Source organism: Nodularia spumigena CCY9414, assembly GCF_000340565.2.
Lineage (GTDB): Bacteria > Cyanobacteriota > Cyanobacteriia > Cyanobacteriales > Nostocaceae > Nodularia > Nodularia spumigena.
Genome location: NZ_CP007203.1, coordinates 2,931,895 through 2,956,478, shown reverse-complemented (window position 1 = coordinate 2,956,478; position 24,584 = coordinate 2,931,895). Strand labels below are relative to the sequence as shown.

The 24,584-nt window shown below is 40.0% G+C and carries 19 protein-coding genes and 2 pseudogenes; 10 read left to right on the top strand and 11 right to left on the bottom strand.

What is annotated here, in order from left to right:
- Positions 1 to 25: 25 nt before the first annotated feature.
- From NSP_RS12765 to pstS, 5 genes are all read right to left on the bottom strand, one after another.
- Positions 26 to 811, bottom strand: a complete 786-nt coding sequence (locus NSP_RS12765) for a phosphate ABC transporter ATP-binding protein (RefSeq protein ID WP_006198595.1) — start codon at positions 809 to 811, stop codon at positions 26 to 28.
- Positions 812 to 1,779: 968 nt separating this feature from the next.
- Positions 1,780 to 2,559, bottom strand: coding sequence for a phosphate ABC transporter ATP-binding protein PstB (gene pstB, locus NSP_RS12760; protein WP_017804120.1), 780 nt, complete (start codon positions 2,557 to 2,559; stop codon positions 1,780 to 1,782).
- 43 nt (positions 2,560 to 2,602) lie between these two features.
- Positions 2,603 to 3,484, bottom strand: a complete 882-nt coding sequence (gene pstA / locus NSP_RS12755) for a phosphate ABC transporter permease PstA (protein WP_017804119.1) — start codon at positions 3,482 to 3,484, stop codon at positions 2,603 to 2,605.
- A gap of 38 nt (positions 3,485 to 3,522) precedes the next feature.
- Positions 3,523 to 4,515: a phosphate ABC transporter permease subunit PstC gene (gene pstC, locus NSP_RS12750; RefSeq protein ID WP_006198598.1), complete on the bottom strand. Its 993-nt coding sequence runs from the start codon at positions 4,513 to 4,515 to the stop codon at positions 3,523 to 3,525.
- Positions 4,516 to 4,599: 84 nt separating this feature from the next.
- Complete coding sequence (gene pstS, locus NSP_RS12745; protein ID WP_006198599.1) at positions 4,600 to 5,649, bottom strand: phosphate ABC transporter substrate-binding protein PstS; 1,050 nt, start codon at positions 5,647 to 5,649, stop codon at positions 4,600 to 4,602.
- A 436-nt stretch (positions 5,650 to 6,085) separates the two neighbouring features.
- Here pstS and NSP_RS24775 point away from each other — a divergent pair.
- From NSP_RS24775 to NSP_RS12710, 6 genes and pseudogenes are all read left to right on the top strand, one after another.
- A pseudogene (locus tag NSP_RS24775) lies at positions 6,086 to 7,229 on the top strand (transposase).
- 257 nt (positions 7,230 to 7,486) lie between these two features.
- Positions 7,487 to 7,648, top strand: a pseudogene (locus tag NSP_RS12730) (transposase); the annotation flags it as partial.
- 70 nt (positions 7,649 to 7,718) lie between these two features.
- Positions 7,719 to 8,507, top strand: coding sequence for an ergothioneine biosynthesis protein EgtC (egtC, locus tag NSP_RS12725; protein WP_006198604.1), 789 nt, complete (start codon positions 7,719 to 7,721; stop codon positions 8,505 to 8,507).
- A complete protein-coding gene (gene egtB, locus NSP_RS12720; RefSeq protein WP_006198605.1) occupies positions 8,482 to 9,753 on the top strand; it encodes an ergothioneine biosynthesis protein EgtB in 1,272 nt (423 codons plus the stop codon). Before egtC ends, egtB begins: the two co-directional genes overlap by 26 nt.
- 220 nt (positions 9,754 to 9,973) lie before the next feature.
- Positions 9,974 to 11,008: an L-histidine N(alpha)-methyltransferase gene (gene egtD / locus NSP_RS12715; protein WP_006198606.1), complete on the top strand. Its 1,035-nt coding sequence runs from the start codon at positions 9,974 to 9,976 to the stop codon at positions 11,006 to 11,008.
- Between the two features lie 191 nt (positions 11,009 to 11,199).
- On the top strand, positions 11,200 to 11,922 hold the full coding sequence (locus NSP_RS12710) for a hypothetical protein (RefSeq protein ID WP_006198607.1): 723 nt from the start codon (positions 11,200 to 11,202) through the stop codon (positions 11,920 to 11,922).
- 365 nt (positions 11,923 to 12,287) lie between these two features.
- Here the strand turns inward: NSP_RS12710 and NSP_RS12705 are convergent, their stop codons facing one another.
- Positions 12,288 to 13,421: a quinone-dependent dihydroorotate dehydrogenase gene (locus NSP_RS12705; protein WP_006198608.1), complete on the bottom strand. Its 1,134-nt coding sequence runs from the start codon at positions 13,419 to 13,421 to the stop codon at positions 12,288 to 12,290.
- A gap of 104 nt (positions 13,422 to 13,525) precedes the next feature.
- Here NSP_RS12705 and NSP_RS12700 point away from each other — a divergent pair, with 104 nt between their 5' ends.
- From NSP_RS12700 to NSP_RS12695, 3 genes are all read left to right on the top strand, one after another.
- Positions 13,526 to 16,402, top strand: coding sequence for a sensor histidine kinase (locus tag NSP_RS12700; protein WP_006198609.1), 2,877 nt, complete (start codon positions 13,526 to 13,528; stop codon positions 16,400 to 16,402).
- A 97-nt stretch (positions 16,403 to 16,499) separates the two neighbouring features.
- The gene (locus NSP_RS24180) at positions 16,500 to 16,655 is read left to right on the top strand and encodes a DUF2256 domain-containing protein (protein ID WP_006198610.1); all 156 of its coding nucleotides are present in this window, start codon (positions 16,500 to 16,502) and stop codon (positions 16,653 to 16,655) included.
- Positions 16,656 to 16,824: 169 nt separating this feature from the next.
- The gene (locus NSP_RS12695; protein WP_006198611.1) at positions 16,825 to 17,778 is read left to right on the top strand and encodes an isoaspartyl peptidase/L-asparaginase; all 954 of its coding nucleotides are present in this window, start codon (positions 16,825 to 16,827) and stop codon (positions 17,776 to 17,778) included.
- A 149-nt stretch (positions 17,779 to 17,927) separates the two neighbouring features.
- Here NSP_RS12695 and glmU read toward each other — a convergent pair whose 3' ends face one another.
- Together glmU and NSP_RS12685 are read right to left on the bottom strand one after the other, a co-directional pair.
- Positions 17,928 to 19,295 carry a bifunctional UDP-N-acetylglucosamine diphosphorylase/glucosamine-1-phosphate N-acetyltransferase GlmU gene (gene glmU / locus NSP_RS12690; RefSeq protein ID WP_017804117.1) on the bottom strand — a complete coding sequence of 456 codons (1,368 nt, stop codon included), beginning with the start codon at positions 19,293 to 19,295 and terminating at the stop codon, positions 17,928 to 17,930.
- Positions 19,296 to 19,396: 101 nt separating this feature from the next.
- Complete coding sequence (locus NSP_RS12685; RefSeq protein ID WP_006197290.1) at positions 19,397 to 20,635, bottom strand: response regulator; 1,239 nt, start codon at positions 20,633 to 20,635, stop codon at positions 19,397 to 19,399.
- Positions 20,636 to 21,658: 1,023 nt separating this feature from the next.
- Here NSP_RS12685 and NSP_RS12680 point away from each other — a divergent pair.
- On the top strand, positions 21,659 to 22,492 hold the full coding sequence (locus NSP_RS12680) for a sulfurtransferase (RefSeq protein ID WP_006197292.1): 834 nt from the start codon (positions 21,659 to 21,661) through the stop codon (positions 22,490 to 22,492).
- On the opposite strand, the gene NSP_RS12675 is transcribed toward NSP_RS12680, so the two are convergent.
- The 3 genes from NSP_RS12675 to NSP_RS12665 all read right to left on the bottom strand — a co-directional run bounded on the left by NSP_RS12675 (position 22,478) and on the right by NSP_RS12665 (position 24,434).
- Positions 22,478 to 23,515 carry a hypothetical protein gene (locus NSP_RS12675; protein WP_231859461.1) on the bottom strand — a complete coding sequence of 346 codons (1,038 nt, stop codon included), beginning with the start codon at positions 23,513 to 23,515 and terminating at the stop codon, positions 22,478 to 22,480. The two genes, NSP_RS12680 and NSP_RS12675, sit on opposite strands and share 15 nt — an antisense overlap.
- A gap of 110 nt (positions 23,516 to 23,625) precedes the next feature.
- Complete coding sequence (locus NSP_RS12670) at positions 23,626 to 23,949, bottom strand: hypothetical protein (RefSeq protein ID WP_006197294.1); 324 nt, start codon at positions 23,947 to 23,949, stop codon at positions 23,626 to 23,628.
- Positions 23,950 to 24,059: 110 nt separating this feature from the next.
- A complete protein-coding gene (locus NSP_RS12665) occupies positions 24,060 to 24,434 on the bottom strand; it encodes a TauD/TfdA dioxygenase family protein (protein WP_006197295.1) in 375 nt (124 codons plus the stop codon).
- Positions 24,435 to 24,584: the final 150 nt, after the last annotated feature.

Sequence of the window (24,584 nt, the reverse complement as noted above, 5' to 3'; positions counted from 1 at the left end):
ATTAAGACTGACACAAGAAAAGAGTTTAATTAAGATTGTCAAAAATATATTCGCGGGTACGATAATCAATAGGGTTAGTAAAGATTTTTTGTGTAGTTCCAAATTCAACCATTTCACCAATCCGATTTTCATTACCATGAAAAAAAGCTGTGAAATCAGATAATCTTGTAACTTGCTGCAAGTTGTGACTAATAATGACCATTGTCAATTCTGAACGAAAACGCAAACTTTGGATTAAACTTTCAACTTTCATGCTAGCAGTATGATCAAGAGCAAAACAAGGCTCATCCATGAGAATAATTTGTGGCTTGACTGCTAAAGCACGAGCAATGCAGAGTCGCTGTTGTTGACCGCCAGAAAGGTCTAAAGCCGACTTGTGCAATTTATTTTTTACTTCATCCCAAAGATCAGCATCTTTAATAGCAGATTCAACAATCACGTCTAATTCTGCTTTCGGATGCCACCCGACTATTTTAACTCCATAAGCCACATTATCGTAAACGCTCATCGGAAAAAGATTCGGCTTGGGGAGTACCATGCTAATTTGGCGGCGTAGGCGATTTAAGTTAACACGACGCTCATAAATATTTTGATTAAAAAATTCTACCCTCCCCTCGATTTGCGCTTTTGGTTCTAATTCAATCATGCGATTGAGACATTTAATAAAAGTAGACTTTCCGCAACCACTAGGGCCAATAATAGCAGTTACTTTGCTCTGGTAAATATCCATTGATATATTTTCAAATATCTTTTTGGTATTGTAAAAAAAACTGAGATTTTTGACTTTGATAGCTGGAATTAGTTGAGTCATGCTAAAGAATTAGGCAATAAATATTTACGAAAAAGCAGTAAAATTAAGTAGTAATATGTCGTGATTTCTCAGCCAATATGGACTTGTTATAGTTGCAAATAAAGAAGGCTAGGATTCATTCATTGATAGTTACCCAGCAGTATTTAGTGGATATTTGTATCAAAATCAATACTTGTGTTGGCATTAAAGGTAATTGCTTATTTTCAAAATAAACACAATAGATTATATTGATTAAATCAAATTAAAATGCAGCAAATAACATTACAGTATTTTTTAAATCACCTAACCAATTCAAATGGAAATAATAGATATATGCCTTAAATGATCACCGGATTATCTCATGATTTAAGATTGCTATCAGGTAAATAGCGGTTTTGTAGGCTTTGTCCTATAGACTCTAGTAAATTTGCTGAATCCTTGTGAGTAGCGCCAGGCTACACTAAGGCTACCTTTGTAGTCTAAACATTACTAGCCCAAATGTCGAGATCCAAATATACTGGGTATGCACCAGTGATACCAGTTTTAGTCTACTCTAATTACTGATTTGACAAAATCTGATCATTGTTATTAGAGATATTTCTCAAGAAACATTGATATATTCTCGCGTCTATAGATGCAATAGATTTTTCAAAAAATTTTAATATTTTGTAAATAACTAGTAAAAAGTTGCGAATAAATTATAGAAAAAATATCTTACTTATCTCTAAAACAGCTAAAAAATGCTTTCCGGGAACACCAAAATAAATTACCCAAAAAAGTTTGGGTGAATTGCACTACCGTAACCCACCCTAAAAATTTGAGATTTTTTTATTTGTCAGTCCCTAGGACGTATTTTCAAAGTCTAGAAGTAGGTTGGGTTAAGCGCAGCGCCACCTGTACGAAGCAAACCAAATATTGGGTAAAGTTGGGTTTCCCAAAACCTCAAACCAACCTACATTTACGTCTAATTTTGGGTTTGAAAACAGTCCCTAGCCAAAACGTCCTGAAACATAGTCATGGGTTCGGGAATCTAGAGGGTTGTTAAATATCTGATTTGTCACACCAAATTCAACCATTTGACCAATACGACTTTCATCGGTGCTGAAAAAAGCTGTGAAATCTGAAACACGAGTGGCTTGCTGCATATTGTGAGTCACAATAGCAATGGTTAATTCAGAGCGCAAACTATGGATTAGTTCCTCAATTTTCATTGTGGCGATGGGGTCCAGAGCCGAACAAGGTTCATCCATCAGCAGTACTTTTGGTTTGACGGCTAAAGCACGAGCAATGCAAAGTCGTTGTTGCTGACCGCCAGAAAGACTTAAAGCTGATTTATTTAGCTTATCTTTAACTTCATCCCACAGAGCAGCTCCTTTCAAGGCAGATTCCACGACTGCATCTAATTCTGTTTGCGAACATTTACCAGCTATTCTCATACCATAAGCAATATTTTCGTAAATGCTCATGGGAAAAGGATTTGGTTTTTGGAAGACCATACCAATTTGGCGGCGTAGTCGATTTAAGTTGATGCGGGGGTCATAAATATTTTGACCAAAAAACTCTACACGTCCTTCTACTTTCACCGAACTTTCTAATTCGCCAATACGATTAAGACTCTTGATTAAGGTGGATTTACCACAACCACTAGGACCGATAAGTGCAGTTACTTGATTTTGATAAATATCTAATGAAACCTTTTCAATTGCTTTGGTGCTGCTGTAGTAAAAGCTGAGATTTTTGACTTGAATCGCTGTTGTTAATGTGTTCATTTTTTAGAGAAATTTGTCATCAAAAGTTTCAATATTTGATTTTTTACTTAATTTTCATTTTACGAGTCACTAAGCGAGAGATAATACTGACACATAAAACTAAGCCAAGTAGGACTATAGAAGTAGTCCAGACTAATTGATGTTTTTCCGGGTCGGGGTCGTTGTAGAGGTTGAAAATTAATACTGGTAAGGAAGCGGTTGGGCTGAGTAATCCTGTTGACCAATTTAGACTAAACAAAGCGGTAAAAATTAGGGGTGCTGTTTCCCCAGCTGCACGGGCGACGGCTAAGAGAATACCTGTGGTAATTCCAGGAATGGCAGTTGTAACTACGATGCGAAAAGTAGTTTGAAAGCGAGTACCTCCTAAAGCTGCGGAGGCGAGACGTTGGTCTATGGGGACGAGTTTTAAAGCTTCTTCGGTTGTGAGGACGATTACGGGTAGCATGATTGTAGCTAAGGCAAAGCCCCCAGCGATCGCACTAAATTTTTTAGTTACTAAAACAATGACACCGTAAGCGAATACACCCACAATAATGGAAGGAACACCAGTGAGAATATTAGTGATAAAGCGTACAAAATTAGCTACTGGGTGAGTACGTCCAAATTCTGCTAAAAATATCCCCGTTAATATACCCACGGGAACACTTAATATAGCGGCAATGGTAACAATTGTTGCTGTTCCTAAAATAGCATTACCAAATCCAAAATCAATTACAGGATTGACAAACATTTCTAGCTTTAGTCCAGATATTCCCCGTGCGATAATTTCCCACAAAATGGATAATAAAGGAATTAAAGCTACAACCGTTAATCCCAAGGCGATCGCATTCATTAAATAAGTAAATAGCTGCCTTGATTTTGGTAAAGGGCTGAATAATTCAGTAGTTAAAGATTGCTCTATTTCCGACTTTTGATAACCATCCATATTTATTAATATTGTGATTTCAATTTACTGATAATGTCTTAGCGATTTTTCTTACCAACCAACTGTATCAGAAGAACAGCACCAATATTCACCGCCAGAGTCACTGCAAACAAAACTAATCCCAGATAAGTTAAAGCCCCGATGTGTAATCCTGGGTTGGCTTCGGCAAATTCATTAGCTATGACAGAAGGGATTGTGTAAGCTGGATCTAATAAAGAAGCACTGATTTGAGCAGAATTACCAATCACCATAGTCACAGCCATTGTTTCGCCCAAAGCTCTTCCTAAAGCCAGCATTGTGGCGCTGACAATTCCTGAAAATCCAGCAGGTAGCAACACTCGAAAAATTGTTTCCCAACGGGTACTACCCAAAGCCATAGATGCACTACGTAATTCTTTAGGAATTGCTAATAACACCTCACGGCTAATTGCTGCTATTGTGGGCAGAATCATAATTGCTAGGATAATTCCCGCAGTTAACATATTTGTCCCAAAAGGGTCTGTCGTATTAAATAGTGGTATCCAACTAAAATATTTGGCTATCCACTTTTGTAAGGGTTCTAAAACTGGAATAAAAATAAAAATTCCCCATAAACCAACAATTACACTGGGAATTGCGGCAATTAACTGAACCACAAATGCTAGAGTTGTTTGTATAGAAACTGGGACAAAATTTTCACTAGTAACCAATGCAACTGCTAAACCTACAGGGAAAGCAAAAATAATTGCGATCGCACTACTTACCAAAGTTCCATATATATAAGGTAAAGCACCGAAAATCTCATTATTTACATCCCAATTTTGCCCCCATAAAAACTTTATCCCAAACTTAGCAATAGCTGGTCGAGCTTCTTGAAAAACAATCCAACTCATCACAAATAGCACCGCCACAGTCATCCCGGCAAAAGTATAGACGAGCCATGTAAATCCTTGGTCAAACCAACCTTTTATGCCATCCTTAGCTATCAATTCAATATTTTCATCATTTAGAGGCAATGAATTATTGTAGGGTGAATTAGATAAATTTTTCATAAAAAATCGCAAAACTTAGACTATTTTGGCTGAATAGGGTGAACAAATAGCCCACCCTGCTTAAAAAAGAATTACAATGGTAAATTATGGTTTAACAGTACTATTCACTGTCTGCAATACCCGATTTGCCACTGCGGGGGGAATTGCCGTATAGTTCATTTCATCATTTAATTTTTGACCATCGGTCAACACCCAATTAATCCATTTTTTGACAGCATTAGCTTTAGCAGCATTAGGATACTGTCTATAAACCATCATCCAGGTGAGACCCACGATAGGATAACCTTGTGCTGGATCTCCTTCAAAAACACGGTAGTTATCAGGAAAATTCACAGATGCTAAAGCTGCGTTTGCAGACTGCAAAGAAGGAGCCACAAATTCTCCTGACTTATTTTGCAACTGTGCTGATTTGAGTTTGTTTTGGCTAGCGTAGGAATATTCCACATAACCAATAGAGCCAGGAGTCCGAGCGACTAAAGCAGCTACACCTGGATTACCCTTACCTTTGAGGACATTGGGTAAAGTCCATTTGGGAGCAGTACCAGTTCCGACTCTACCCTTGAAATAAGAGCTAATTGCACTCAAATGGTTGGTAAAAATGAAAGTTGTACCGCTACCATCAGCACGAACAGCAAATCTAATTGCTTGGTTGGGTAGATTTACACCAGGATTATCAGCTTTAATCTTCGGATCATTCCAGTTGGTAATTTGACCAGAAAAAATACCTGGTAAAGTAGTACGAGATAATCTGAGATTATTCACACCGGGCAGATTATAAACCACAGAAACAGCACCACCTGCTGTAGGGACTAAAATCACACCATTCTTGACTTTAGCTATATCCCCGTCTGTCATAGCAGCATCACTACCACCAAAGTCAACGGTTCCAGCAATCGTTTGACGAATACCACCACCACTACCAATTGCTTGGTAGTTAATTCTCATATCTGGAAATTTCTTTCTGACTTCACGAGCGTATCTTTCGTACAAAGGCGCTGGAAAAGTGGCTCCTGCACCATTGAGAGTTTGAGCTTGAGCTTTGCCAGGCGCTGTATAAATAGAACCAAGTGCAACAGCCGTTGTTAGCACTGAAGTAGTAAATGCTCGTTGCAAAATGGTGGTTGAAAAACTCATAATACCTCTATTCTTCAGGATGGATTTCGGTTTTATTTACAACCTTAGATAAGTTAATTTATACAAGGTTAATTTTTGCTTAAGCTTAACTTAATCACAGTTTAAGTTATTATTAAAAAACCTTTTGCCTTGGCAAAAAGTTAAATTAAATATCCAATTGAGTTTTCCGGAATTTTTAGTAATTAGGGCTTGCTGAATAAAGCCAAAAGCTAGATAAATAAAGGGCTTCGGGGTCAGAAAATAGGGATAAGGTGGAAGGAAAAAGGGTAGAATAAGTAAAAACCTTTGCATTAAGATGCGTTAAGATGTATCGAAAAGCGCAGAAACAAGACACGCCTTCAGAAAGCTTTGAACTGCCCTTTGGGGGAAAACTAGTACCGCAAGGCGGAAGTCAAAAGTCAAAAGTCAAAAGTCAAAAGTCTGACTTTATAGGCTTTTGATTGATTTTAAATGGTTGTCCTATTTACGCCGAACTGTACTAGCCTCAGATAACCGTTGGGTAGTCTTGGCGACAATAATACCTTGGTCAGAGTTTGAAGCAGAATACGCAGCCATATTTACAGAACAAATAGGCGCACCAGCCAAAACATTTAGGATGGCATTGGGAGCGTTAATAATTAAAGAGAAACTAGGAACAAGTGATAGAGAAACAGTGGAGCAAATCAGGGATAACCCCTATTTACAATACTTTATAGGAATGTCAGCCTACAGTAACAAACCGCCATTTGACTCTTCAATGCTGGTTCACTTTCCAGAAAGAATAGATATAAATTTAGTCAACAAAATCAATCAAGAAATTGTCAAACAGGTGTTAGAAAAAAAAGAGGAGGAGGAAGTAAAATCAAAAAAGTCAGAATCCGAGGATTCAAAAAGTGAACCGACCAATAGGGGAAAATTAATATTAGATGCCAGTTGTGCGCCATCTGAGGTTATATGAAAATAAAAAACGGAGTATAGAAGACCGGATTGTCAGTTTAAGTCAGCCACATATTCGTCCAATAGTCCGTGGTAAAGCCAGAACCAACGTAGAATTTGGAGCAAAGTTTTCCGCCTGTTGCTTTGATGGCTATGTATTTTTAGACCACATCAGTTGGGATAATTTTAATGAATCAGGGGATCTAAAATCACAGGTTGAAGCCTACAAAAATTACACTGGATATTATCCTGAATCTGTTCATGTAGATAAAATTTATCGGACACGGGAAAATCGCGCTTGGTGTAAAGAAAGAGGAATTAGAATCAGTGGTCCACCACTAGGTATACCACCTAAAAATGTCAGTCCTGAAAAAAAGAAACAAGCTTTAGAAGATGAACGGATTCGTAACTCTATTGAAGGTAAATTTGGACAGGGTAAACGCAGATTTAGCCTGGGTAGAGTTATGGCTCAACTGCCTCATACTTCTTTAACTTCTATTGCCCTAACTTTTTTAGTCATGAATCTTTCCACCCTGTTATTACGGCTTTTTTGGGGATTTTTATGTCAATTTTTCAAAATTACGTCTTTTCCCCCGGTTCATATTAATAAAATTGATGACTTAGGGAGTTTTAGACAACGAAAACTTATCTTTATTCCTGCCTGACTACCCACTCAATTCTCCTCAAGTTTTTTCTCGACTTTTTCAGCAAGCCCTAATTACTGGACTTTAGACTAAAAGCACAAATCACGGAATAACGAACCACACCAGACGCAGAGGACACAGAGTTAAGAGGGCTTAAGAGGGTTTTTGCGTAAGTCCTGTCTTTAAATGAATATCCTGATAATTCACTTTCGACAAATTCCGAATCTGCTAAAGTCGATACCAATGATTGTGCTAATTTTATACTTAAAGGTACTCTAGAGGGCTTTATGTTGCTCAAAAAACGTTGGGTAGTAGAGCGCACTTTTGGTTGGCTGATGGGGTGTCGGCGATTAGTTCGAGATTATGAGTTATTGCCCGAAACATCGGAAACCTTTATTTACCTTGCCATGAACCGGATCATGGTGAGGCGATTGGCATAGAATTTGACCCCTCAAAACTTTTCAAACACCCTCTAAGCCTAGTTTAAATTACCAAAGCAACTTTTTATCTATGTGCCGTTTACTTGCCTACCTGGGTGCGCCTGTAACCTTAGAGGATATTCTGTATAAACCTGAACATTCCTTAATAGTTCAGAGTTACCAACCGCGTGAAATGACTTCTGGAGTTGTGAATGCAGATGGCTTTGGCGTAGGTTGGTATCATAGTCAAAAAAGTACAGACCCCTTTACGTACCGAAATACAGTACCTATTTGGAATGACTTAAATCTACCTCAAATTAGCCGTTATGTAGAATCTAAATGTGTACTTGCTTATGTTCGCAGTGCTACACCTGGACAGGCTTTAGATTTTGCTAATTGTCAGCCGTTTAATTATCAACAACAGCTATTTATTCACAATGGATATATTGATAACTTTCGCAAAAAATTACACAGAAAAATCCGCAGTATATTAACTCCTGATTTTTACGAACAAATTAATGGTAGTACTGATTCAGAACACATCTTTGCACTGCTACTTTCCCAAAGCCAAATCAATAAACATCGACCTCCAGAAGATGCTTTACGCGATACATTACTAACTTTACTAGAAATGGCAAAAAGCCATCAAGTCAAAGTTTCCGCCAATATAGTCTTCAGTGATGGAAATCGTTTAATTGCTTCGCGTTTTTCTACCAATGCGCCTCCTCCGTCGCTATATTGGCTAAAGAATCATCAAAATTTTCCTAAATCTGTAATTATTGCGTCTGAACCGTTATTTACTGGTAATTGGACTGCTTGTCCAGAAAATAGCATTATCAGTGTGGGAGAAGACTGTGATATCCAGATTAAACCAATCTAGTGTCAAAGAGACTCTTGTTCGCGATTTGTTTGAATGTCGTCTGAAAACCTTGAAGCTGTTTGAGGATATGGATGAATCTACATTTTGTAGTCAGGCTCATCCTGAGTTTAGTCCGGTTGGTTGGCATTTAGGACATATTGCCTTTACTGAGTCTTTATGGTTATTAGAACACAGTGGGGGTTTGCCTTGTTCGTTTCCCCAATACAGAAAACTATTTGCGGCTGATGGTTTACCTAAATCACAACGTGTGCTGTTACCTAATATACACGAAACTCATGATTACCTGGACGCGGTGAGAAAAGAAGTTTTACAACGTCTAGAATTTGTTGATATTGAACAAGAAGAAGCTCTTTGGCGCTTTTTGATTCAGCACGAAAGCCAACACTGCGAAATTATTAGCTTTGTGCTGGAATTGATGAAGTGGGAACAGGGGAAGACAGAAGAGGTGGGAGAAAATATTAGTTATACGTCTCCCATCAATAATATTACGGAGATGATTTTCATCCCGGCTGGTGAATTTGAACAGGGAAGTAATGATACAGATGCTCTGGATAATGAGCGCCCTGCACATAAGGTGTATTTAGAGAGTTATTATATTGACCGTTATCCGGTGACTTGTGGACAGTATCGGCTGTTTATGGAGGCTGGAGGCTACCAAAATTCTCAATGGTGGTCGGAAGCGGGATGGGAATGGCGACAAACTCAGAAGGTGATTAAACCGCTTTACTGGTCTGGGGAGCGCAATTGGGATAATCATCCGGTTTGTGGTGTGAGTTGGTATGAGGCGCAAGCATATTCGCGATTTGTGGGGAAGCGGCTACCTACGGAAGCTGAGTGGGAAAAAGCTGCTAGTTGGGATGCAAATTCTGGTTGTCGGCGCATCTATCCTTGGGGGGATAAATCACCAAGTTCGGAAAATTGTAATTGCGATCGCCTCATTGGTCATACTACACCAGTAAATACCTATCCCGCCGGACAAAGTGCCTATGGTTTATACGATACTCTCGGTAATGTCTGGGAGTGGACTGGTTCCTGGTTTGATGGTTACCAGGGTTTCCAGAGTTACCCTTACGTCGGTTATTCTCAAGTTTATTTTGACAACAAGCACCGGGTTTTAAAAGGCGGGAGTTGGGCTACACGTCATTGGGGACTGCGTGCTAGTTTTCGCAATTGGTATGATCCCGGCGTGTACCAAATTTTCGCCGGTTTTCGCTGTGCTGCTAGTGAAGTGTTGACTGCTGAGTAAAAAATCATTCGTATCCGTTTTTATGAGAAAATCCTTAAAGAAGCCGTAAAAGCTTGATCAATCTGGCTCAGGCGTGATGTTATGACCTATGGCTATGTGTTTCACTTGCTTGAGTCCAGGTTTGCTTTCAAAAGGAATCTCATATACCCATTCGGCAAAAGAAGGCTACAGATGCTCTTTTTCTGAATGAGGAATTGGTATCGTACACAATGGAGGTTGAATGTCAATATCTAAAGCTGCTAGCAGCAATGTTGCTTCCCCAAAAAGCATTGAAGAGCGCTTGCAGATCCAACGTTTGGTTCCAGAAACGGAAGTAGTTACATATAATGCTGGAACTGATGTAATTCGGGGATTAACTCAAACATCTAAAACGCTTCCCACTCACTACTTTTATGATGATCGTGGCTCTGAGTTATTTGAGCAAATCTGTGAATTACCAGAATATTATCTGACACGCACAGAAACATCGATTTTACAGCAGTATGCTGGTGAAATTGCCAGAATAACTGGTCCTTGTGAATTGGTGGAACTTGGTAGTGGTAGCTCTACGAAAACCAGAATTATCCTAGATGCTTACCAGCAGCTAGGCTACCCCATGCTATATGTACCCATTGATGTGAGTGCGGGGATATTAGAAAGTAGTGCTAGGCAGTTATTAGCAGATTATCCTTCTTTAAAAGTTCATGCACTTGCGGGAACATACGAGTTAGCCTTGGCAAAAATCTTGCCCTCAGAATTACCAAGTCGGATAATTGGTTTTATTGGCAGCACTTTGGGTAATCTCAAACCTCAAGAGTGTGAGATTTTTCTGTCTCAAATTACTAATGCTCTGGAAGTAGGGGAGTATTTCTTGTTGGGGATAGATTTACAAAAGCCAAAACATATCTTGGAACCTGCATATGATGATAGCCAAGGTGTGACGGCGGCTTTTAACTTGAATATGTTAGAGCATTTAAATCGGCGATTTGCGGGTAATTTTGACACGACGCAGTTTGAACACTGGTCGTTTTATAACGAAACTGAACATCAAATTGAGTCGTATTTACGCAGTTTGCGATCGCAATCTGTAGAATTACGCGCTCTCAACCTGACGGTTAATTTTGCTCTGGGGGAAACTATCCACACGGAAATTTCTCGCAAATTTGACCTCAAAATTATTCAAGAGCAACTCACCGCCGGGGGTTTAGTACCTCTGAATGTGTGGACTGATCCTAATCAGTGGTTTGGTTTGTTGCTTTGTCAACGACAAGGATAAAGAGCCAGAGGGGCAGGGGGCAGGGAGCAGGGGGGAGTTAGAAATTACTTTAAACTTCCGGTTACTTAACAACCTTTCCTCTTCTCCCCTGCATCTTTTTCTGTAACTTTGCCAAAGGATACAAAAAAATGTCCCAATTTTTGCCAAGATAATAGTATTATTTTCCAAAAATTTTATTGGCAATAATCGGCATGAGTGAAAAACTAATAGAAAGCAACGGGAAAGGGTTCCTGGTTCTACTTTTGCCAATCTCGTTTTTGATTATTTTCCTGGTTGCTACCTGGAGAATTTTACTGGTAATCCTGATGCTGGTGATTGGTTTCAAAGTTTTGCAACAATATCAATGGCAAAAGTGGTGTCAGCAAGTTAATCCGGTTTTCCATGAGATGATTCGGGAAACTCAAGGCAAGATTACGCCAATGGATTTGGCAATTACGGGCAATTTTTCGGGGACAACGGCAAAACGCTATTTAGATGCTAAGGCTACTGAGTTCGGTGCGAGTATCCAAAACTCACAAGAAGGGGGTGAGGTTTATTACTTTATGACTGCCAGTATTCTTGGCGATATCCTTGATAGTAGTGAACCGGCGAAAGAGCTACCATCTCAACCAGTTAGTAAAACTGCGCGAGCATCGCTTTTAGCACCACCGGAACCCCAGCCAGTGAAGTCAGAACCGGAAACTGAAGCACCACCGCCAGAAACCCATCAGGAAGTTAAGCGATCGCTCGAACAGCAGTTATTGTTTGGTTCTCTGATCCAATCTGAACTAGCCAAGCGGCTAAACGTTTATTCCAGCACGGTTTACAAACGCCGCAATGATCCGGATTTTCCAGAGTGGTGTCGTTACAAAGACCCTGATGGTATCGCCTGGAAATACTCGGAAAAAACTAAGGAGTTTTTCCCACTGGAGTAAGAGCAAGTCCTAAGTTGACAATTTCATAGACAAAACTATACTTATATTGACAAAAATCAATATATATTTTAGGAAAAAATCAACTACTTGATATATAATACGGTGATATCAAGTATTGAATTGAGACTATTGCCGACGCGAAAACCAAGCAATGATGGTGGTAGTCTTTTTCAGAAACTTAATTGGAACACAATCGCGTCTGGCTAAGGCGTGAAAGTCTACTGAGGGATAACTGCTCCCATGCTCCCGTTGAAGTAGAAAGTAAAGTCTAGTTTTGTCTAGGTTTTATATAGCAGGAAAGTTAACCAAGAGCAAAGGGAGTTATTTTGTCTCAAACTCCCCCTTGCTCCCTGCTCCCTGCTCCCTTACTTTTTTTCACACGTACCTACGGCTTCGGTGATGGAATTTAACTTATTTTTTTCCAGGTATAAAAGCAAACCTTCGAGAATGCGGCGTACCATCATCGGCCCTTGGTAGATCCAGCCGGTATATACTTGAATTAGACTGGCACCAGCCGTGATTTTTTCCCAAGCGTCTTCTGGGGTAAAAATGCCACCAACGCCGATAATGGGGATTTTTCCTTGGGTTTGCTGCCAAATAAACCGGATGACTTCAGTGGAGCGATCGCGTACTGGCGCACCGCTAATTCCGCCGGCTTCATCCAGGGGTGATTTGCCGGTTTGTTTAATTACCTGAGTTTTTAATCCATCACGGCGGATGGTGGTGTTGGTGGCAATAATTCCGGCTAGTTGGTAAGTTTTGGCTAAAGCAATAATGTCAGCGATCGCCTCCCATTCTAAATCTGGGGCAATCTTGACAAATATCGGTTTTTGTGCTGGGTTTTCCTGGTGTAATAAATCCAAGATAGCACTGAGCATAGAAGCATCTTGGAGCGATCGCAACCCTGGAGTATTGGGAGAAGAGACATTCACTACAAAATAGTCGCCCAACTCTTTGAGTAAACGAAAACTGTTAAGATAATCTCCTGCGGCAGCCTCTAATGGTGTAACCTTAGATTTACCCAAATTTATCCCTATGGGTATAGAGCAGGCTAACTCTTGTCGGTCTTGTGCTAACCTTGCAGCCATTGCGGCAGCTCCGCTATTATTAAAACCCATACGATTGAGAGCAGCTTGATCCAATGGTAAACGAAATAACCGGGGGCGCGGGTTTCCTGGTTGTGCTACAAAGGTGACAGTTCCTAATTCGGCAAAGCCAAAACCCAGGCTAGACCAAATGTTAGCAGCAATTCCATCTTTATCAAAACCGGCTGCTAGCCCTAAAGGATTAGGGAAGTTTAGCCCAAACAAATTTTGTCCCAGGCGTGGATCTTTCAGACACAAAGAATGCTGGAGACGTTGATTTACCCAATGAGCAGAAGGGTTGCTGGTTTGTGATAGCCAGCTTAAACTCCGAATTGTCTGCTGATGTAACCACTCTGGATCTGTTTTGAGAAAATTGAATAATAGTGGACTAATTGCAACTTGATAGATATCCATGTAAATTTACCCAGAAGTTACAGTAATTATCCGTAGTTATCTGAATTCAGGATCTTTTTCTGGGCATCTTAATATATTACAAGCTAAGTTGATCAATAATTCAGATGGGGCAACCACAAAAATCTTTCACTGACGAACAACAGATTGTAGCCTTGAACAACGTCCTCCAAAGCTTGAGAGAAGAGGATGATATTAACATTCTAATTTCAACTACTATTTCCTATATCCAAAAACAGTTTGACTATAGTGTGATTTGGATTGCAGTTTACGATCGCCATAAGCACACATTATGTGGCAAAGGTGGCGTTATACCTGATAAAAACACAAATTTTTTATATAAACAGGTTGTGCTTAATCCCGGCGACATATTAGAGCAAGTCGTTATTGAACAAGGACCATTAGGGGTAGTAGATTTACGTAACGAACCCCGTGCCGCAATATGGCAAGAATTTGGCAAAAAATTTAACATCCAAGGCACGATTTTTTGGCCAATTCGCCATAAAAATCGGTTTTTAGGTTTACTATTACTCGGTTCACAACGTTGGGGTTACTTATTACCAGGAGACTCCAAGACAAGATTGACAATAGTTCTAGGGACACTAGGAGCAATACTGTATCAAAAAGAGATAGATTTACAGAAACAGCAAACTAAACAGCCTAATGAACCATTATTAAAATTACTAGAAAATTTACGTGTCCTTGATAATCTAGATCAAAGGCTGAAAGCAGTCGTAGAAGCAACTCATGCATTTGTCGCTCCCAGTCGGACAAATATTTATTGGTTTGAGCGACAAGGGCGTTACTTTTGGTGTCGGATGAGCAATCATCTGGCGAATATGGGGCGTAATTCTCCCGATTCCACACAAGCAGCCGGAATGACGGTGCTGGAGTTGAGCGAATTGTATTATGCTTTGTCAGTGAATGAAATTGTGTGGATTGGTGATGCACGTAGTTCTCTCAAAAGCCATTTTACGGCCAAATTGTTACAACGCTTGCGGGTGCGATCGCTATTAGCAGCACCAATTATCTGGAAAAAGGATCTACTCGGTTTTCTGGCTGTAGAAGGTAATGAACCACGAATTTGGGCAGAAGCGGATCAAAATTTTGTCCAAGGTGCGGCGGGGCTAATTTCTTTGGTTGCTCCTATCGACAGCATGGAAACCACCATTCAACAAATTCAAGATGATACGCAGCTGACTAGTCAAGTTGCCCAAGCTATTTATAACAAAGATGATTTAAACGAAACTTTGTCCACCTGTGCGACACAAGTTTTGCAGCGACTAGCTGCTACCCGCTTTTTAGTATTACAATACGAATTTGATCAGAATAATTATCAAATTATCTACCAAAGCCAACCTCATAAACGCCGACTTTTGACATTCAATTTCCATAATCTCGTAGAAGTGGATAGTTCTTTATTGAAATCTGCTACCAGTGCAGTAGAAGTGGAGAAATTGGATGAAGATCTGCGGTTTTTTAACTGGCGAAATTCTCTGCTAGAAAATGGTGTGCGATCGCTGTTAATTTGTAATTGTACTCAAGGTCATGCACCAAAAGTGCTGCTACTGATCACTCACGAAACTTATCGCACTTGGTCAACCTTAGAAAAACAACTGCTGTGGGTTGTGAGTCAACAAATTGGTGTGATTGTCCAGCAATGGCAACTGCGAAGTGATAATGAGCGCCAACAAAAGGTATTGTATAGTATTCAGCAATGTTTGCGGATTCTCGAACAAAGCGACCCCAGTCAAACAGACGCAACCGCCGCTAAGGATTTAGAAAGAACTGTTCTCGAACAAATCGCATCTATTCTCGGCTGTCCCTTGGTACTGATGTTATCTTGGTCTTCTGGTGAAACCGATGCAGAAATTATAGTCAAGCCAATTGCTGATGATCAATTTGCAATTGTTGCGGATGCACAAGTAACTATTGAGTATGAAGCTCTCATCCAGTGGGCGCTTTCCCAAAATGGTTATCTGAATTTTGCCGTAGAGCATTTACCACCGGCAACCAGAGCATGGTTGAATGGTCCAGGAATTGGTCAAATTTTAATCATCGCATTACGTACTGCTGCTATTTATGAACCCACAGCCGTAGTGGTGATAGCAGACTCTAAGGAACGTCAATGGTTACAGCTAAGTCTCGATGCGACACAAACGCTGCTGAATCAATTCGCGTGGTCACGTCGTCAACAGCGAATTACCCAACTTTTAGAGTCTAGGAACCTGGAATTACAACAACTCAATTGGTATAAACATAGTCGTCTTGAGGAAATTCAAAGAACCACAGCGCTGTTACTCAGACAAATACATGATTTGGGTATTCCTAGTCATGATCTGACTCGGACACGTTACCAGTTACTATTGCAGCAGTTAGACCAGACAACCGCCTCCATGACTGGATTGCTCAAACAGGAACAATGGCATTTACATAAGAGTGGGGAGACTATGCCCATTTCTAGTTTACTCAAGCGATCGCTCGAACGAGTAGAAACTTTATTTCAGCAACACAAGTTATGGGTGAGTGTGCATGGTTTAGGACAATCGGGTGCAGAACAAGAATCAGTTAATAATTCTTCATTCCTGCAAGGAATTCACACCTCAAGCTATCCTTCCCCAATGGCGATCGCTGGTGATATTGTCAAATTTGAATTAGTCCTGCATCAATTATTAGTATTTGCCTGTCACCGTTCTCAAAGGGGAGGCAGAATTGATATCTGGTGTCGCCGTTCAGATGAGCAATTATTAGAATTATCCATTACAGATAATGGCATCATTGAAACACAGCTACTGGCAGAGTTAGATCAAAATACACCCAAGGATGTCTTAGCGCTCTCGGTTCTCGACCAACCTCCCGGCTTACATCTGCTGATTTGCCAAAACCTCATGCAGCAGCTAGGAGGAGAATTGCATATTTATCAGTTACCCGATAGTCGGGTAGTCAGCCGTTTAATTTTGCCGTTAGCTGTCAAAAATTATTAGGAAATTATTTTTAATCTATCCTCCCTTGATCGCAAACTCGTTATAATAATTTTCCATTGCTTTCAAAAATCCCACTCACATCTCCACGGTATTCATCATGGGACGAGTTCGTTCTAAATCAGACCTACCCACAAAAATTTGTCCGGTATGTCAACGTCCCTTCACTTGGCGCAAGAAATGGCAAGATTGTTGGGACGAGGTGAAATACTGCTCAGAACGTTGCCGTCGTCGGCGTTCTGAGACTAAAAATTAAAGGAACTGGATGTACGGGCGGGTTGAGTCATATTGTGGGGTTGGGCATCCTGCCGTGGGGTGGGCATCCTGCCCGCCTTCCCCAGTAAAAAGGTTTTTCATAACCAATACTCATTTTATGGTAAAACCAACTGCAATTGATACGCAAATAGCGCAAGGGTTATAGATAAATGAATTTACAGGTGCAACCTAAAGTAATTATTCATGGCGGAGCTGGTAGTTCTCTCCACGGTAAAGGCGGATTAGAATCGGTGCGCCGATCACTATATCCGGTAGTAGAGGCAGTTTATTCTCTCCTACTGTCAGGCGCAGCTGCATCTGAGGCGGTGTTGCTGGGTTGCCAAATGTTAGAAGATGACCCCCGCTTTAATGCTGGTACGGGTTCGGTACTGCAATCTGATGGTCAAATCCGCATGAGTGCTTCCTTCATGGATGGCACTTCAGGGCGTTTTAGTGGTGTAATTAATATTTCGCGGGTAAAAAATCCCATTGAGTTGGTACACTTTTTACAAAGTTCGCCAGATCGTGTACTTTCTGATTATGGTGCTGCTGAATTGGCACGGGAGTTACAAGTTCCTTTATTCAATGCTTTAACTGATTTAAGATTAAAAGAATGGATGCAAGAGCGCCAGGATAATTTTAAAAGCACAATGGCTGGTGTGGTTGCGGAACCGGAATTGGTGGAAAGCAGTAATGCTGGACGTGGCACTATCGGTGTGGTTGTTTTAGATTCATTCGGTGGGTTGGCTGTTGGTACTTCTACTGGCGGTAAAGGCTTTGAGCGCATTGGTAGAGTCAGTGATTCTGCTATGCCCGCAGGTAATTATGCTACCAGTCATGCAGCAGTTAGCTGTACTGGCATTGGGGAAGATATCATTGATGAATGTTTAGCCGCCAAGATTGTGGTGCGGGTGACTGATGGAATGTTTCTCAAAGATGCTATGCAGCGCTCGTTTACCGAAGCTAGTAAGAATCAGCGCGATTTGGGCGCGATCGCTTTAGATGCTTCTGGGGCTATATCATGGGGGAAAACTAGTGAGGTTTTACTTGCTGCTTACCACGATGGCACAAGCATTGGTGATACTTTGGAATGGAATAATGGGGATTTAGTTGGCTGTGCTTGAGTTTTAGAGAATTTTTGAAACGCAAAGGTTCGCAAAGGTTAACGCAGAGGTTCGCTGAGGGTTTTTCTGTGGGAATTGTGATTTTTGCTTCCAATGTTTCAAGCGCCGCTTTTGTAATTATCACCAGATATGCGGCGCTTTTTTACACATCATGAAGTGGTTTTATTGTCAAGTGGTTTCTTTTGCCAATCTTGTTTAACTACTTGACGACTACGGGCAATTACTAAAGAATTATCAGGTACGTCTTCGGTGACAGTTGAACCTGCTGCGACATAAACATCGTCTCCTAAAGTGACTGGTGCTACTAAAACACTATTGGAACCAGTTTTAGTGCGATCGCCTATGTGGGTAGGATGTTTTTTTACGCCGTCGTAGTTGGCAGTAATTGTACCTGCACCAATATTTACTTTAGTACCTGTGGTGGTATCACCTAAGTAGGATAAATGTGCGGCGTTAGTGCGATCGCCTAACTGAGTATTTTTTAACTCTACAAAATTACCCACTCGGCAATTAGCACCTACTACTGCATGACCACGTAAATGAGCATAAGGGCCTATTCGGCTTCCTGTCTGCACAATGCTATCTGTGACTACAGAATACTGCACTGTTACGTTTTCACCCAATTGGCTATTTTCAATTAAACTCCCAGGACCAATGCAACTCCCTGTGGCAATCGTAGTATTTCCCCGCAGGTGAGTTTGAGGTTCAATAATCACATCTGGCTGTAATTCTACTGTATCATCAATGGTGATGCTGTGAGGGTCAATCAGGGTTACACCAGCCATCATCCATTTTTCTTTGACGCGGTTTTGTAAAATTTCGTAAGCCGTTGCTAGTTGTCGGCGATCATTGATACCGAGAATTTCTTGGTAATCTTCCACATCAACAGCCATGACTTTGCCCACTTGGGTGACAGCATCGGTGAGGTAATATTCTTTCTGGGCATTATTTGCCTGTAATTGGGGCAGAACTTTCGCTAATTCCTGCCATTTAAAACAGTAAACTCCCGCGTTAATTCGACGATTTTGTCTTTGAGCCGCAGTACAATCTTTATCTTCGACGATTTGCTGTACTACATTTTCACTATTACAGAAAACGCGACCGTAGCCCTGGGGTTCAGGTAGATGTGAGGTGAGGATGGTGGCGGCGTTTTGATGTTCTTGGTGAGTTTGTAATAGGTGTTTGAGGGTTTGGGTGCGTAATAACGGTACATCGCCATTTAGTACCAGCAAATCCCCTGTGTAACCCTCAAGGTGGGGTAATAATTGCTGGATTGCATGACCTGTCCCCAGTTGTTGAGTCTGTTCGACAAACTCCAAGTTAAGGGAGTGCATGGCTGTTTTGACGACTTGGGCTTCATATCCCACAATCACCATCCGCCGTGAAGGCGAAAGCGGTTCTACACTGTTAAGAACTCTCTCAACGAGCGATCGCCCACCTAAAGAATGTAAAACTTTGGGTAGGTGTGATTTCATCCTGGTACCACGTCCCGCCGCTAGAATTGCTACAACTACCATAATTTAGCTATCAGCTATTAGTTAACTACGTTTTCGCGCTTGATATTTTGATATATTTAGGCTCAAATTATACCAGTTAATCTAACCAACACCAAAATTTCTTAGACAGAGGCTATGGAACATCGGTAGGAGATAAACTCGATAAACTGCTGTACCAGTTTGGGATTGCGCCAACCTGAATCAGTTTCTTGCTGCAGTATACATATTGCTTCTTCCAAACTAAACGGTTTTTTATAAGGTCGTTCACTAGTTAGGGCATCATAAATATCAATGATCTGAAATATTTGTGCCAGATAAGGAATATCATCCCCTTTTAATCCATCTGGATAGCCTGATCCATCCCAGCGCTCATGGTGATTGCGAATAATGGGAATGACACCCTGCATACTACGAAGTGGTAGGCAAATTTGTTCCCCTATCAAAACGTGCTGCTTCATAATTATCCAATCTTCGGGGGTGAGTTTGCCTTTTTTCAGTAACACCGCGTCGGGAATACCCACTTTGCCGATATCGTGAAGATAACCACCCCACATTAAATCTCGAATTTGGTAGCGTGAGAGATGGAGGTATTCCCCAAAAGCCTGTCCTATTTTGACTAGCCGTTCGCAGTGATCGCCTGTATTGGGATCACGACTTTCAATGGCTCTAGCAATCGAAAACAGCACTTTCTCTGCGTGGTCTAAATCTTCATTCAAGCGCTTCTGACGCACTAAGGACTTAACACGCGCTGTTAGTTCTACGTTGTCAAAAGGTTTGCTCAGAAAATCATCCGCCCCGACTTCAATTCCCCGGATGCGCGATCGCCTGTCATTTAAGGCTGTAATAAAAATTATTGGTATGAGCCTAGTATGTTCATCCTGCTTCAGCCTCTGACACACTTCAAACCCATCCATGATCGGCATCATCACATCCAGTAAAATTAAATCTGGTTGTTTTTGTTTCACCATCAGTAAAGCCGTATGACCACTTTCCGCCTCAATCACTTCGTATCCTTCCATCGACAAAAGGGCAGCAGCACTGATCCGACTCATGGTATGATCATCAACCACTAAAATTGTCGGCAATTCTGAATCAACACTGTTCACTACAGTAGAAGCTGTGGCTTGTGGAGTTATAGATATTAAAGAATCGTAACCATAAATATCACTGTTCATCCCAGCAGGTGCTATTTTTGACTTTTCTAGCAAAAGGTGTTCCTCAAATAAGTTTAAGGGATAACCTGCCAAATTTTGCAATTCTAATCCATGATTGTTGTCAATATTATTTACTTTTTTTATGGGGGGCGAACCTCCAAATTCTTCTTCAGTAGAGTTTGTATAGTTGGAACTCCATGAAATCACGATCTCACCCCACTTTTTTCAAAAAGTTAACAGTGTTGGACTGTAAATACAAGTTTTACTATTTAACTATATTACAGTTAACAATAATCGTACCTTCAGACATTGCTTCAGGATACTTGTCTAACTATAGATAGTAGTTTCATCTGCCATGAGAACACTATAGCCATTCTGAGCTAATTTGTGAAAATCGCTAATAATTAAATAATTTTATTTGTTAGTTAATAAATTTTATTTGGTAGCCTATTTAAGCATATACAAAATTTTGGCAGCTTTTATCAAAATTTTCCACCAGCTATATAAATATTAATATTTACTTCATATTTATATAATAAAAATTTCCTCTCAAATTTAGTAATTTCTAATTCCATGATAATTAATTACCCCAAATGTTAAATTAGGTTTTGTACTGAAATCACTTCACATACAATTGCCATCAAATATCATCATTTTTGCCAGCTTATCAAAATCAAAGTATTGTATTCAGAGTTGATTTTTTTTATATTTTTCAGAGAAAACCACATCATTTTTTTTATGCCCTATACAGCATTTCCTAGTCTGCTAGGTTATATTATCTGTGGTCGAATAATTCTTGTAGTACCGATTGAAATGGAAATCGCTATCTCAGAAAATACAATAAAATTTGTAGTTTAAGATACAAATTTTACATTTGGTAATCTAAATTATAAAAACTTCTAAAAATTTGCTGTAAAAGTAGCTGGTATGTGAATTACAGTTGATGCTTGCAGTCCTCAGAATCAGTATATAGTTTGATGCGGCAGCTGTGTTGTATCCTAGACCATAACAAATATCTCATAGCCGCAAAACTCGTTTGTGAGCATATTTGACTAATTTAGTAGGAACTACAAACTTCCAAAAACTTTCCTGTTTCGCTCCAAAATGGCTATGAAACAATTCACCAAACTCTTGGGAGACAAATGTAAATGAACCATCGGCTGTGATTTGTGGTATAAATTTTCTAACTCTGGCATAGCAATTTTAATGAGATATATATTTTGAGTAATTATGGATAATACCCAACTGGTTGTTTCCCCAACTTGGCTTTTTGAACATCTTCATGATCCACACATCGTCATTGTAGATTGTCGCTTTTCTCTTGCTGATCCTCAACTAGGAAAACAACAATACCAAGCAAGTCACATCGAGAATTCTTATTATTTAGATTTGAATCAGGATCTTTCCAGTCCTGTAGGTCAGCATGGCGGTAGACATCCTTTACCTAATGTCAATGATCTCGCTCACAAATTATCAGCAATTGGAGTAAATTCCCCAAACACTTTAGTTGTTGCTTATGATGATTCGCGCTTGGCTTTTGCATCTCGTCTTTGGTGGTTATTACGTTATCTAGGACATGAGCAAGTAGTTGTATTAGATGGAGGATTTACAGCATGGCAAAAAGCTGGTTATGCTGTTACCAATGTGATTTCGCTACCCAAGTCAGGTAATTTTATACCCAAAATTAGACCAGAATTGTTAGTAGATTTTGAAACTGTGAAAAGTCGCAAAGATTTACCAGAAGTAGCTTTAGTCGATTCCAGAGAAAGCGATCGCTACCGAGGAGAACGAGAACCAATAGATACAATTGCTGGTCATATTCCCGGTGCTATTAACTATCCTTGGCAAGAAATTACAAACTCTTCTGGTTATTTACTTTCCCCATCAGAGCAACGCCAACGGTGGGAGAAACTAGAAAAAACCGCAGAAATTCTAGTTTACTGTGGTTCTGGTGTAACTGCTTGTGTGAATTTACTTTCTTTGGAACTAGCCAATATTCACACAGGAAAACTTTATGCTGGTAGTTGGAGTGACTGGATTAGTTATGAGTCAAAACTGACCTAATCGCCAATTATAATTAATACTAAAAAACCAGCCATCAAAATTAATCTTCTTGTCTGTAGAATCACCAAATCTCCAGCCACTCTGTAAATTAATCTTGCTAGAGTCAGATATTTGGTAAATCAAGCTAGCATATAGCTGATGATAATAGTCATTTCGTTGTCGTTGTGTAAAGTCTGAAAACTTTAACTGGTAATTCAGACCGACTTTCAGAGGCTGTTGTAATGTATAGTTTAAAGAAACCCGCCCAGAATTGATCATCCGACTACGGCTATTTGGCTCCGCAAAATTTAGTTTAAACTCATAAAAACTATTGAGCGTTAATTGTGGAGTGAGGGGGTCTCGTCGTCCTAAAGACAGCGACAGAGAATTTTCACTTAAAAAGCGATCGCTATTCTTAGCATAGAACAACTGTTGATTACTCCAGGCAATTGTTCCATGCATTCGTGGCGATAGCTGTTGGTAAACACTCAAGTAAAATTTTGCCCGATTGTAATTATAGATGGATTGGTTGACATAACGACCCAAGCTACCATCAATTGAGCCATTCACAAAAGTCTGAGATCCCAAAGGGAAATATACAGAAGCTAGTTTCACTCCAAAAGAAATCAAACCATCTTCTATAGGGTTAACATCAGAAGAAAAAACATTGCTGGTATGATAATAACCGAAACGAGCTTGTAAATTGCCTATAGGTTTCAACTCAGGCAAAGGTTTCTCGCGCACCCGCAACCCCATTTCCTGAAACCTATCTGACTCATCAGATATTGGCTGTCTTCCCACACGCAACCGCCGTCTTAGCCTTTCTAGCCTTTCAGCTTTATCTCTCTGAGACTGATGCAAAAGTTGCTCAATTGGTATTGGGGAAAATGGTAAAAAATCCCTTGGCTGTAATTCTAGCTGGAGTGACTCATTCAGCCGTGGACTATTACCAGTATTTTCCATATCTAAATTTACAGCCAAAGCCGTATTTACCGCAATACCACAACCCTTTGTAATATTGGAAGCTAACCAAATAGAAAACAATAAATTTTTCCAATTGTGGGGTTGCATCTGATATTTAAAAGTGGTTAATTATGTCTGGCAAAATCTGACATTCTCCACAATAAATCAAACCCCCTGCAAAACATAAATTGTTATTTACTCGCATTTTCAAAATCTGCTAACGCGTAAGCAAACTCACTAAAAGCTGTTTTAATTAAAACCTCTTTCATACTTCTGTCTAGCTGAGAGTTGCGGATGAGTTCTGCTAACTCGATAAACAGCAAAGAAAACATATAACGGTCTTGGCGGTCAACTTGTTTTAAGCCAGAGAAGATAAAATCATAAAGTTCAGTCTGTCTGGCTTTGGTTTGTTCATCCCATATTTGAAAACCAAGCCGGAAAGTCTTTAAGCGGATTTCATTACTATTGTAGGACGTATCTTTGTAGCGAATTGATACGCGCTGAGGTATGTCCATAATTTTTTAGGCATGGGGACTTAATTTAAAGTACTATTCATTCGTTTCGAGATTAATCCGGATAAAAGATGATTAACATTTCTGATATTGCTGCCAAACAGTAGAAAATATCAACTGTTGTCCACCAATCCTACACGTAAAGCAACGCGTTTATACTTGCTAGCATCGTAGGGAATACCAGCGTGCATCACTTGCGAATTGTCCCAAACAACAAGATCACCAGGTTGCCATATATGAGTATAAACTGGTGTGCGCTCCAGAACAGTTTCAAACAAATCCTGCCAAAACTGTTTTGCTAAATCCAATTTATCCTCCATACCCACAGGAATTGAGGTATCTGAACCAAGATATAATCCTTTCTTGCCAGTTACCTGATGAATAGAAACAATGGGATGCCTTTTCATTGGCACATCATGTCCTGGCTGATAGTTTCTTGGTGGTAGATGATACAATGTTCTTTCACCGTCTGAAATTGCATTTTCCAAACCCTCTAAATATTACTCCTTCTGATTCTCTGCGCCTCTGCGCCTCTGCGTGAGATAACGCCCAAAATTCATCACTATTCACTACTCAAAGTGAGTATAAGAGTTTGGAAATGGTTAGTATTGACAAAATTCAATGCTGCTTCAATGCAA